Raw genomic sequence first — 12,160 nt, 5'->3', positions numbered from 1 at the left:
ACACTATGCAAAATAAGCTACTGCATTGTGGTATGAAATATCTTTAGCTACTTGACCAAGCGCCTCATAGTCTTCTGGTACCTCCCCATCAACAATCCATTCACCTAGATAATTAGATAAAATGCGTCTGAAATAATCATGACGTTGATAAGATAAGAAGCTACGCGAATCCGTCAACATACCTACAAAATTAGCAAGCATACCTTGCTCAGCTAATGCATTCATCTGACTAATCATGCCAAGTTTGGTATCAGCAAACCACCAACCAGCACCAAACTGTAGGTAGCCAGGTACACCATCCTCATTAGCTTGAAAATTTTGAAGGGTGTTGGCAACCGCAATATTATAGGCTGGATTCAGGTTATACCAAATCATTCTTGGTAACGAATCCTTTTGTACCAAGTCATCCAAAAGACGGTTCATGCTGATAGCAAGTGCTGTCTGATCACCAAGCGAATCAACACCGACGTCTGCTCCAAGCTTATTGAAAATACCTGAGTGGTTATTGCGTAGCGCCCCAAAATGAACCTGAGTCACAAAGCCATATTGCTTATAAAGACGGCATAATTCTGCAAACACAGCTGTCTGCCATTGTTTGATTTCCAAAAGATTAGGCGTATCACCCGCTTTAACTTTTCCAAAAAGTTGATCCAATTCAGCTTTCGTCGCTGGCTCAAAAACAATTTCTGTAAAACTAATATCACTCGCCTTACAACCATGTTCTGCAAAATAAGCAATCCGTTTTTCAAGTGCTTTGACAAAGGAGCTAAAATCCGTGATTTCAAGAGCTGTCTTATCACTGAGACGATTAACAAAATTGACGAAATTGCGGTGTTCAATAAATGCTTCATCAGGTCGGAAAGTAGGAGCAACCACAGTATCAAAACTGCTATCTGCTGCCAGTTTTTGGTGCCACTCCAAATCATCTAAGGGATGATCTGTCGTACCGATAAATGTAACTTTGCTATCAGCGATAAGCTTACGTGGGCTAATGTGATGTTCCACCAAGTAATCATTCAACTGATGATAAAGTCTTTCAGCATTGCTTTCTGTCAAAGTCTCCTCAACGCCAAAAACATTTTTCAACTCCATTGCTGACCAGTGATAAACAGGATTCCCATAGGCTTTTTCAAGTGTACGAGCAAAGGCTTTGAATTTATCCAGCTTTGATGCAGAACCAGTAATTTCCTCTTCAGAAACACCATTAGCACGCATCAAGCGCCATTTATAATGATCTCCCCCCAACCAAAGGTCAACGATGTTATCATAAACCTTGTCCTCAAAAATCTCTTTTGGATCAAGGTGACAGTGGTAGTCAAAAATTGGTTGATCCTTAATTTGTTCATAAATTTTTTGTGCTGGCTCATTTTTGAGCATAAAATTCTTATCATTAAAAGTCATACGATTATTCTCCTGCTGCTTCAATAAATGCTTTTGCTATTTCAGTGACACTTTCATAACCATCAGTAGCGACTTTGCTTGCAAGAGCAGATCCGATACCAACGGCACAAGCGCCAGCTTTTTTCCAAGCAGCAATATTGTCAATAGATACACCGCCAGAAGGCATCAAATCCACTTGTGGAATTGGACCATGAACATCCTTGATAAAACCAGGACCAAGTACCCCACCAGGGAATAGTTTGATAATCTGACATCCAGCTTCCATCGCTGAAACAATTTCAGTTACTGTCGCACAACCAGGGAAATAAAGGTTATCAGCTTTCTTTGCAACTTCTTGAATCGCTGGTGAAAAATGAGGACTGACTAAAAATTTCGCCCCTGCTGCTATCGCTTCTTGCGCCAACTCTGTCGTCATAACAGTACCAGCCCCCACAACAACATCATCCCTATCTGAAAATTCATCTGATAATTCACGAATGACTTTGGCAGCATTTGGTGTTGAGAAGGTAATCTCAATATTTCGAATACCACCTTTTATAGCATAGCGAGAAATTTCTTTAGCATCTTCTTCTGTCTTTCCGCGAACCACTGCAAAAAAGTAATTTTGTTTCAACGTTTCTAACATAATAACCTCCATTTGTAATCGTTATCATGGTTATATTATATAATTCGTCAGATGATTTGTCAACGATAAAGCAAAAAATCAGGGAGTTTTTCTCCCTGATTTCTATTTATTATCGACGCATGCCATGCAATGGAATATCCTTATTAAACCACTCAGCTAAAACTGTTTGTCTCACTTCTAGGATATGTCCCAGCATACTATCATAGGCAGCGATAGGATGTCTCGTTTTAATAGCGTGAAGAATATTACGATGTGCTTTTAAACTAGAGTCCTTCATCTGACGACTTGTGTAATCTTCATTGATTAAATGAATGGACTCATTGATGACAGGTGATAAACTCGTCATCGCAATATTACCACTCATTTCAGCTAACATGGTGTGGAATTTAACATCCAATTCCAAATGAACAGGGTCACCTTTTTCAACAGCTTCTTCAATAGCGATAACCACTTTTTCGAGGTTTTCAATATCTTCATCAGTGGCAAATTGTGCTGCTCGCTCTGCAATTCTAGGCTCTAATAAATAGCGTAATTCAAATAAATCTGTCGTTAATTTGACACGGTCTTTGACTAATGAAAATCCTAGCGGATCTTCAGCAATCCCTTTTTTGCTACTAATATATGTCCCAGAACCTTGGCGGACTTCTAAGATATTGCGCCCCGCAAGCGCCCTAACTGCTTCACGAACGGTTGAACGCCCCACCTCTAAAACTGTTGCTAGCTCGTATTCATTTGGAAGCTTTGTCCCAACTTCCAATTCATTGTCAACAATATATTTCCAAAGTCGTTCTGCTGCTTGTTCCACACGTGGTTTCGCCATGGCCTTTACTCCTCTATTAATTTCTTAATATTAGTATATCATTTTTTCTTTTTATCATGGTAATGTGGAATGCTAGTCCAGCGTTTCTTAATGTCATGGACAATCATCTTAGGTTCACGATTGCGTGAAAAGAGCCCCTTGTGATTTCCTTTAACACGAATCAACATCACATTAGTCTCAAAATCTGCAAAATTCCATACTTGCTCACCAATAAGATTAGGAATTGTATCAAAGACCTTATGATTCATTTCGTAGTAGTCTCGTTGATATTCCTCTGTGTAAGGAATATCCCACATACTGTGCAATCCAGGTAAGGTATCAGCACCGTATTCTGTGATGAGAATCGGTTTGTCTGGATAAAGATTTTGCCACGTTTCTAATTCTTTTTGAAGTCCTAGCTCTGCTTTTTTCAAATCGCCATGAGCCACATACCAACCATAATAACGGTTTAAGCATACCACATCAACCAAATCTAGCACTTGGTCTTTATCAGGTGTAGCATTCATGATATTAACCAAGGTAACAGGGCGTTTTTGAGGGTCATTGTCACGATAGCGTTCAATTAATGGTTTGAAATAGTCACGCGCACCATCTTCATGGCTTGCAGGTTCATTTGCCACAACCCACATGACAACACAAGCATGGTTTTTATCACGTGCCACCAATTCATCAATCACTCGTTCGTGAGCTGCTTTCGTCTGCATCACTTCCCAAGTATTTTTTGGTTTTTCGCCATCTCCTAAAATATCCAAAGCAGCGCTGAAGTTTTGGAACAGTCCAACTGCGGGCACTTCATCAATCACTAAGACACCCATTCGGTCTGCCAAACGCATCATTTCTTCAGAGTATGGATAATGAGAGGTACGGAATGAATTCGCTCCCATTTCTTTGAGAAGGTTCAAGTCCATAAGGTTAGCTGCTTCGTTCAACCCACGTCCATTGATAAAGGTATCTTCATGTTTACCAAAGCCTTTGAAATAAACTGGTTTTTCGTTGACCAAAAATTGTCCCTCAGCGACACGGATACTTCTAACCCCAAACGGCTCTGAATAAGTATCAACAAGCTCGCCACCTTTATAAACTTCTACCTGCGCCGTATAAAGATAAGCATCTAGAACTTCCCAAAGGCGGGCATTTGGAATCACCGCTCTGCCATTTTCAGCAGTCGCAACAATCTTTCTCTCTTCATCCAAAATCGTCACACGAACCTCATCAACTGCTTCGGATGTTGCCACAGTTACAGCTACATCAGCTGTGCGCAAATCATCTGACAAGGTTGGCACGATCACGATGTCTGAGATATGTGTCTTAGGACGTACCACTAATTTCACTGGTCGATGAATCCCAGCATAATTGAAGAAGTCAAAATTCTCTTTCACAACTTTTTTGACTGAACCATCTTCTTGCACTTCTTCAAAATAATTTCCAACAGGCAAAGTGGTATAATTGAGCTCATTATTGGCACATACTGAGATTTTTAGCGTTTGCTCTTGATAATAACTTTCTGGAACAATGATTTCAAACGGGGTAAAACCACCTTCATGCTCTCCAAGAAATTCTCCATTGACATACACTTTGGCACGGTGAGTTACAGAACCAAAGCGTATCACTAATTCTTCGTCACGACTAACTTTTGGAATCTCAACTTCACGCTCATACCAAAAGTCTCCGATATAGTTACGAATGTCCTTATCAACTGAAACATCATTAAACGAAGTCGGAACAACCATAACAGTTTCAGAACTGAGCTTTTCTTGAGGATTATGGTCACCTAATTTAAAATTCCAAACGCCGTTCAAATCATAAAGGCTGCGTGTTTTTGTTAATTGTGGGTATAGCATATATTTCTCCTAACGTTTAATATCCTGAGCCCCTTTTTTCATCAGTTGCTCAATATCCTTCTTGGTTACAATATTAATATCACCTTCAATGGTGTGTTTAAACTTAAAGCTTGCCATCGCAATATCCAAAACATCCTGCATTGGTACCTTTTCAATCAAGCCGTAGATAATGCCTGCGGTATAAGCGTCTCCCGTCCCAACACGATCCAGAACTTGAATGGATTCACGATCTGTTTCATACAACGTTTCCATCTCGCCATCGTAAAGATAGGCTTTTAACACATACTCATTCGTTGCACCAATTTCACGCTCAGTAAAGGCGATTGTTTTCAACTCATAGCGCTTCGCCATTTCTTTTAGGACTAATAGCAGAGCTTCTCGATCACGATAAGGCCTTGTGAACCCTATCTCATCCTTTAAGTCTGTCCCTTTGTCAGTCAATAGTGAAATCGGCTCAAGTCCAATACAGACATCTGCTAAGGAAACCAGCTTAGACAACTCAACCCTAGCCTGTTCAAAAGATTCCCAAAGGCTTTCGCGATAGTTTAAATCAAAAGAAATTGGAATCCCCTTTGCCTTTGCACGCTCCATTAAAGCTAATGAAATCTTATAGATTTCAGGATTAAGAGCAACCGTTATCCCACTGACATGGAGCCACTCCATATCATCACAGATAGCATCTAGATCATAATCTGATAATGTTGATTCATAAAATGAAGAGTATTTTCTATCGTAAAGAACACGACTAGAACGCAGTGAGAAACCTTTCTGATAGTAATATATCCCCAATCTCTCGCCAGATTTGACCAGATGTTCTTGTCCAATCTGATGAGCGAAAAGAAAAGATTCTGCCATATGACCAATGTCATTATCCGGAATCGCTGATATCATTGATACTTGGTGCCCTAACTGCCCAAGTGTTGACAATACATTTAATTCCGACCCACCAAATTGACAATCAAAAGTCGTTGCCTGCGTCATCGTCTGATGTTGCGGAGGGGATAAACGAAGCATGATTTCCCCAAAAGCTTTAATTTTCATACGCCAACTCCCTTTTTTTGAAAACGTTTTACAAATATTATTCTACAATTCATCTGATGATTTGTCAAGCGGTTACTCATATATCCTACTAAAAACACCTTCAAACGTTTAGCGTCGAAAGGTGTAGTTATTCTGTTAGAATGAAACTAAGTTATTTTTTTTATCTTTTTCAGACCTTCATTAATTTTCTGAACATCTTCTTCTGAATAAGCTTCTCTCATATAAAAGATGACACGGTGCAAAGGCATATTTCCACCTCGTTCAATCATACTAGCAATATGTTTAGGCATTAATTTTTCTAATACTGACAGCGTTTCTGCATTGGATAATAAGACTGCTGTAGAGTCCATAATGGAATAAACATCTTCTGGGAAAAGCTTCTCCTTCTCCTCATCTGTTTCAAACCAATTTTGAACGTTAACACCTGGATGAGCATCTTTATACGTGTATTCTTCAGGTAATTCTGTCACTTTTGTAAATACTGACCAGTCAGATACTGTACCAGCCGTTACCCTCACTGTAAGTTCTTGTTCAGTAAATGGAACTTCAATTGTAAAGACTCCAGTCTTGGAAGCGACAGAATAATGTTGTCCCATGACTTCAAAAATAATTTGCTTCTGATTTGAGTATGCTTTTAGTACCAGAACATCTCCTGTACGTTTTGAAAAATCTTTTCCTGCTAGATGTACAAATGGCTGCTTAGCCCATTTGGCCTTGTAGTAATAAAATGCATCTTTCTTTTTCTGACGATCATAAGTCACTAGACCTTTCAAATTACGGTACTTAATACCACCTTCATCTCTATGACTACTTGAGAAATCAAACATATTCCAGATGAAACTTCCCCAAAGATAGTCACGCGCTTCAATTTGTGGGTAAACCGTCTCGTGATAAAGCGCCTGAAATTCTTCTGTGTAGTCTCGCACCTTTGGATCTAAGCTATGAAAGGCTTTATTTGCATCCACACCATATTCTGAAACTCCTAAAGCAACTGCTGGCAACTTCTCGTGACAATCGTCCAAAAAAGTGCCGTAATCTTGCATTTTGCCATAATACCAGCCAAAATAAATGTTATAACCAACCATTTTTGTAGTTTGATTTAAGGGACTTTCTGGTTTAACACTAAAAAGATTAGCCACAGTAAAGACACGCGTTTGGTCCAAGCTCTCAGCATAGGCTTTTACCTCTTCGACAAAAGGAGTCGCTACGTCATCCTCAGTATAGATGGCAACTTCATTTTGCACACCCCAAAAACAAATACTTGGATGATTAGCATTTTGTAGCAATAACTCAGCCATCTGCTGCTTGGCGTTAGCTTTGGCTACATCAGTCAAATGTACTTTCAATAAAGGAATCTCAGCCCAAACAAGATAGCCCTCTTCATCTGACTTTTGATACACTTCTGTAGGATGTTGGTAGTGCGATAAGCGGATTGCATTTGCGCCAATTTCTTTAATCATTTCAAAGTCACGAGTAATCTCATCATCTGTTATTGCTGAATACACAACCGCACTATCGTTATGACGAGCAACCCCATTTAATCTCACTTTTTGACCATTCAGATAAAAGCCAGATGACGAAGATAGCTGAATCTGTCTAAAACCGACTGACTTTGTGACACTATCCAAAATTGCTTCTGGGGTTTCATAAGTTACAGTAACGGTATACAGATACGGATTTTCAAGACCATTCCATAATATAGGATGATTGATTATCACATCAAGTTCTTCATTAAAAACCCAACTATCAACTATATTACCGTCTACATCTTGTAACACAGCTTTAAAATAACTCCCCTCTGGGGCATTTTTTATCACTTTAGGAGTTATCACAAGATGACCTTGTTCCAAAGAATCCTCTAGAGAGGTTTTGACAATAACACCATCGGTTCCAAAATAAGTCACATCAAAATAATCGTCTGTATCAAATTGTAGCCATTCGACACGGCGATGAATACCACCAAATACGGTAAAATCTCCCGCTGCTGGTGAAATCTCATCACTCACAATATTAGACACAAAAACCTCAAGAACATTTTCCTCTTGCAAGTTATCTGTCGGTAAAGCCACTGTAAAAGCAGAATACCCACCTTCATGATAACCTATTTTTTGACCATTAAATAAGACAGTCGCGATAAGACTAACTGCTTGGAAGCGGATGAAATGATACCCAGATGCCAAATCATCTTTCTGTAATACCGTTCTGTAATAACCATATCCCGTATTGTCACCAACCCCCTCTTCATACCACGTGTGAGGGATGGTAACACTTTGAGTAGTCACAGGCTGACTTTGATTGTCGTATTCTTTTTTTGATAGTCTATCAAACTGCCAGTTATCATTTAATAATGTTATCTTTCTCATGTCCCACCTAATTAAGAACCTGCAATTCATTACAGGTTCTTTAATTTACCTTTCTAACGTAGTATAAGCTATCGTATAATCATCAATGATTAGTATTTTCTCATCATCACTGCCCCACTTAGGAAGCTCTGGAGAATTAGGATTACCCGTTGTCACAAATTGGATAATATATTTTTGTAACACATTTGAAATGTGATAATCCCACTCTGTAAATGGGCGCCAGCATTTTTCCAAATTGCCAATAGTATACCACAAATCACTCGAATGCCAAGTCCCTGCCTCATCACCTGGTAGGTTTCTAGCGAGATAAAATTGATATGCTGAGTTAGAAACCATCTGATTACGACGTTTTCTCCAGGAAGAAGCCAGTTCAAGTAACGTATCCGATAACATATCATCCTTTGTTGTCCCAAGAAGGTAAGGAATATCAGTCTCAGCAAAGGTTGTCATCAATTCGTCTGAGCTATATGGAACCAGTTCCCTATCAATGCAAGGTGATAAAAAATCAATAGCGGTTTTATCTTTCGGCAACAATTCATTTACCATATCAAACAGTTCCTGACAAGGTACTATGCACCAATCTTTTCCCTCTTGTGAAAAAGCGTCACGCACAGATTCCCAAAAAGGAACTACCTTTTCGATTGGTTGAGCTTTGGCAAACTCTCTTCCTAGCCCTCCTCCACTTGTCATGATTGCTTTAGAAATATAGGGCTTAGCTAGAGGCGAGCAAACCAACTGCTGAATACTCATAGCACCTGCAGATTGCCCCATCAACGTAATGTTTTTAGGATTACCGCCAAACACTTCAATATTATGAGACAACCATTTGAGCGCCGTCAATTGATCATACAAACCAAAGTTAGCTCTTTTGCCATCTTCATCATCAATACTTGCAAAACCTAATGGTCCTAAACGATAATTGCAGGTGGCAAATATAATCCCTTTTTGAGCAAAATGTGTACCATCAAACGGTAACTCATTACCAGCACCAGATTGAAAAGCGCCGCCATGGATATACAATATTACTGGGCAATTATCAGCATTTTGAGGCGTCCAAATATTGAGAAACTGACAATCTTCACTATAGTTAAATGATAATCCTTTTCGAAATTCATTATAGTAGAAAGAATCCTCAGCCTCCGGTACAAACGTTCGTCGTTGAACACAGGCTGTACCAAAATCTGTAGCGTTATATTCACCTTCCCAATGAATCATTTCTTCTGGTAATTCAAAACGTTTTGCTTTAGCATAAGGAATTCCTAGAAAGCAGCGAACACCATCTTCAGAAATACCTAGTAAGTCACCACAATTTGTTTTTATTTCCATTAAACTACCTCTTTACTCGCTTTACGAGATGCTAACTCGTCATGAATAACCTCTGTTTTCTCACGAGTCAAATTGTAGATTAGTCCCATACCAATAAACTGAATCACACAAGCAAGAACCGGTGCCAATGTTACCAATGTACGAATACCATCACCAACGCCTGGAGCTTGTTCAGGTATACCAGATACAAAACCAATAACACCTAGCAAGAAAGTCATCAATGTACTTGATAATGAACTACCAATTTTACGACTAAACGTATAGATCGAATAAAGTGTTCCGTCTGCACGACGACCTGTTTTAAACTCTTGGTAGTCAATAACATCTGTTACAAATGCCCATGTTAAAATCATAAAAACAAGAGAACCTGCAGAAGCAATATTTGACAAAATCAGATAGGTCATAGCATCTTTAATTGGGAAAAGGTACAGACAAAGTGAGAAAATCATATTGTAACCCAAACCAACAAGAACAATATTCTTTTTACCAAATTTCTTAGCTAATTTTGGAACCGCAAAAAAACAAAGCATTGTAATTGGCAAACTCACCAATGAACTGACAGACATGATACGTGGGTTGTGATAATATTCTCTGTAAAGATACATTGAAAGGGTACCAGCTGCTGAAGAACCAATCAAACCACCAATTGTTGTTAACATAATACCAAATAAAGGACGATTACGAAGCGCATCACGCATTACTTCTTTAAAACTATAATCTTTAGCGAGTTTTGCTTTTTGTGAACTTGGTGTTTTAATACGTTCTGTACTAGTTGCTAGCATAATACTGTAGAAAATAAGGGAACCAACAGCCGCACCAGCTGCAACTAGGAAATAGTTTTTAACATTTGGGGTATGGTCTGCATTCCAAACCATCATGTTGATGATTGGCATGAAAAGGACGCCGACTGCGATACCGCCCAAACTACGTGCACGTGACAACTTCATACGTTCCTCTGGTTTATCAGTGATAACTGAAGCCATCGCACCATAAGGCATTGAAGTGCCTGTATAAGACAAATCATAGAAAAGATAAGCAAAGGCTACCCAAATTTGCTTGCTGGTCATTGGCCAACCAGACACATCCGCAAAGCAAATCAATACTGAGAGTGCTAATGGTACCATAGCTAGTTTAATATACGGTTTAAAGCGATCACCTGACTTCCCAATCATAAATTTATCTGGAATAGAACCGATCAATGGATCGTTGACAGCATCCCAAACCTTTGCAAAAAGAAACAGGCCAGCCATATACTGTGGACTGATCCCCAATACATAGGTACAAAATGTTAGAAAGAACATACTAACATAAGTTGTTACCATACTACCAGCTAAATCCCCAAAGATATAGCCAATTTGATCTTTAATACCAAATTTTTTCATCTGAGTATTCTCCTTAAAATTTTTATGTATCCGTTTACATTTATAGTATATTCTCTTTTAACAACAGACACCACACACCGTATACATCATAATTTGCCTTTTCTTAACATCCTATCATTATTGTTACTTTTTTTCGGAGAAATCGGAATATATTATGGTAAAATACCTCTATCGAGGTAATTCTATGGAAAAAAATATTGTATTATTCAAAAAAACACTTGATTTATTAAATCTTCCTTATCATCACTTTTCACACCATTTTTCAACTATCGAAGAGATAGATTTTGGATTTAGGAAAACATTCTATGATTCTAAAGGATATGACCGATTTATTGTTGTGTTACAGCGTTTTATAACTCCTACTCAACTTGCCCGTATTACAGATTATTTCGGCTTAACCTACTATCTTTTCTACTTTCTTTCAGATGATTCCTATATCACCATTGGACCTATAAGAACGAAAAAAATACCAGCTACAAATCAAAAGAAAGGAGAGTTTTTTAAGCAACTCACTATTTTCCCTGACTTAGAGCATCTTGATTATGTCCTATTAACTCTTTTTAGTACACTCAGTGATCGCAAAATTAAACTCTCCATCTTACCTAAACAATATTTAGATAAATCTCAGTCTCAAAAAGATTTGAATCACTATAGCGATACAATTGAAGGCTATTACGCTCTTGAAAATGATATCCTTGCAGCAGTTGCTCATGCCGATGCGGATCAAGCTATTTATCTCAAAACACTCCAAAATAGTCTGTCATTCAAATCACGTTCCGAGAATCTATTAGAAGTCACAAAATTACGCTTTAGTACCTTTAATACCTTATGTCGAAAGGCCGTAGAAAGTCAACAGATTCCACCTTTTTACATTGATAAATTATCTTCTCAGATTGCAAAAACCATTTGGAAAGCTTCATCAAATGATGACCTCATTAACTTTGATCACACCATTATCTTTTTCTACTGTGATTTGGTTAAAAGCTATCGCAATACTTCTAACTATTCACCAATCATTCAAAATGCCTTACTCTATATTGACCAACATTATCAAAACAATATAAAGCTTAATCAATTAGCAGAGCATTGCCACATTTCGAAAAATTATCTCAGCAGCCTCTTTCACAAAGAAGTCAACATGTCATTGTCTGATTATCTCCAGAAATACCGCAGCAAAAAAGCTTGTGAATTACTCTCCAATAAAAACTTGTCAATATTAGAAATTTCTGAACGCTGTGGCTTCCAATCCAGCGATTATTTCTCAAAAGTCTTTAAAGAACTTAAGCAAATGACACCAAGTCAATATCGTAAAATCAATCATCATCTTCCCTAACAGACACAAAAAACATGGACAATTCGCC

General features: G+C 38.3%; 9 protein-coding genes. 1 reads left to right on the top strand and 8 read right to left on the bottom strand.

What is annotated here, in order from left to right:
• Positions 1-3: 3 nt before the first annotated feature.
• The 8 genes from uxaC to EAF07_RS00120 all read right to left on the bottom strand — a co-directional run bounded on the left by uxaC (position 4) and on the right by EAF07_RS00120 (position 10,799).
• Entirely contained in the window at positions 4-1,401 is a 1,398-nt protein-coding gene (gene uxaC / locus EAF07_RS00155; RefSeq protein ID WP_121834283.1) for a glucuronate isomerase, read from the bottom strand.
• Positions 1,402-1,405: 4 nt separating this feature from the next.
• Positions 1,406-2,026 carry a bifunctional 4-hydroxy-2-oxoglutarate aldolase/2-dehydro-3-deoxy-phosphogluconate aldolase gene (locus EAF07_RS00150; RefSeq protein WP_121834282.1) on the bottom strand — a complete coding sequence of 207 codons (621 nt, stop codon included), beginning with the start codon at positions 2,024-2,026 and terminating at the stop codon, positions 1,406-1,408.
• A gap of 109 nt (positions 2,027-2,135) precedes the next feature.
• Positions 2,136-2,846: a FadR/GntR family transcriptional regulator gene (locus EAF07_RS00145; protein WP_121834281.1), complete on the bottom strand. Its 711-nt coding sequence runs from the start codon at positions 2,844-2,846 to the stop codon at positions 2,136-2,138.
• A gap of 38 nt (positions 2,847-2,884) precedes the next feature.
• Positions 2,885-4,687 (bottom strand): beta-glucuronidase, encoded by a 1,803-nt coding sequence (gene uidA / locus EAF07_RS00140; protein WP_121834280.1) that lies wholly within the window; start codon positions 4,685-4,687, stop codon positions 2,885-2,887.
• 9 nt (positions 4,688-4,696) lie between these two features.
• Positions 4,697-5,728, bottom strand: coding sequence for a sugar kinase (locus EAF07_RS00135; RefSeq protein ID WP_121834279.1), 1,032 nt, complete (start codon positions 5,726-5,728; stop codon positions 4,697-4,699).
• Between the two features lie 146 nt (positions 5,729-5,874).
• Positions 5,875-8,091, bottom strand: a complete 2,217-nt coding sequence (locus tag EAF07_RS00130) for a glycoside hydrolase family 2 protein (RefSeq protein ID WP_183121623.1) — start codon at positions 8,089-8,091, stop codon at positions 5,875-5,877.
• Between the two features lie 45 nt (positions 8,092-8,136).
• The gene (locus EAF07_RS00125; protein WP_121834277.1) at positions 8,137-9,417 is read right to left on the bottom strand and encodes a carboxylesterase family protein; all 1,281 of its coding nucleotides are present in this window, start codon (positions 9,415-9,417) and stop codon (positions 8,137-8,139) included.
• Entirely contained in the window at positions 9,417-10,799 is a 1,383-nt protein-coding gene (locus tag EAF07_RS00120; protein ID WP_121834276.1) for an MFS transporter, read from the bottom strand. The genes EAF07_RS00125 and EAF07_RS00120 overlap by 1 nt, the downstream gene beginning before the upstream one ends.
• Positions 10,800-10,983: 184 nt before the next feature.
• Here EAF07_RS00120 and EAF07_RS00115 point away from each other — a divergent pair, with 184 nt between their 5' ends.
• A complete protein-coding gene (locus EAF07_RS00115) occupies positions 10,984-12,132 on the top strand; it encodes a helix-turn-helix transcriptional regulator (RefSeq protein ID WP_183121622.1) in 1,149 nt (382 codons plus the stop codon).
• Positions 12,133-12,160 lie beyond the last annotated feature (28 nt).

The sequence above is a fragment of the Streptococcus hillyeri genome (genome assembly GCF_003686955.1).
Lineage (GTDB): Bacteria > Bacillota > Bacilli > Lactobacillales > Streptococcaceae > Streptococcus > Streptococcus hillyeri.
The sequence above is the reverse complement of the archived record's forward strand: the minus strand, read 5'-3'. Positions and strand labels throughout refer to the sequence as shown.

Bases quoted from the DNA above. Each gene is read 5' to 3' on its own strand.
- uxaC (WP_121834283.1), bottom strand. From the start codon at position 1,401: ATGACTTTTAATGATAAGAATTTTATGCTCAAAAATGAGCCAGCACAA.
- EAF07_RS00150 (WP_121834282.1), bottom strand. From the start codon at position 2,026: ATGTTAGAAACGTTGAAACAAAATTACTTTTTTGCAGTGGTTCGCGGA.
- EAF07_RS00145 (WP_121834281.1), bottom strand. From the start codon at position 2,846: ATGGCGAAACCACGTGTGGAACAAGCAGCAGAACGACTTTGGAAATAT.
- uidA (WP_121834280.1), bottom strand. From the start codon at position 4,687: ATGCTATACCCACAATTAACAAAAACACGCAGCCTTTATGATTTGAAC.
- EAF07_RS00135 (WP_121834279.1), bottom strand. From the start codon at position 5,728: ATGAAAATTAAAGCTTTTGGGGAAATCATGCTTCGTTTATCCCCTCCG.
- EAF07_RS00130 (WP_183121623.1), bottom strand. From the start codon at position 8,091: ATGAGAAAGATAACATTATTAAATGATAACTGGCAGTTTGATAGACTA.
- EAF07_RS00125 (WP_121834277.1), bottom strand. From the start codon at position 9,417: ATGGAAATAAAAACAAATTGTGGTGACTTACTAGGTATTTCTGAAGAT.
- EAF07_RS00120 (WP_121834276.1), bottom strand. From the start codon at position 10,799: ATGAAAAAATTTGGTATTAAAGATCAAATTGGCTATATCTTTGGGGAT.
- EAF07_RS00115 (WP_183121622.1), top strand. From the start codon at position 10,984: ATGGAAAAAAATATTGTATTATTCAAAAAAACACTTGATTTATTAAAT.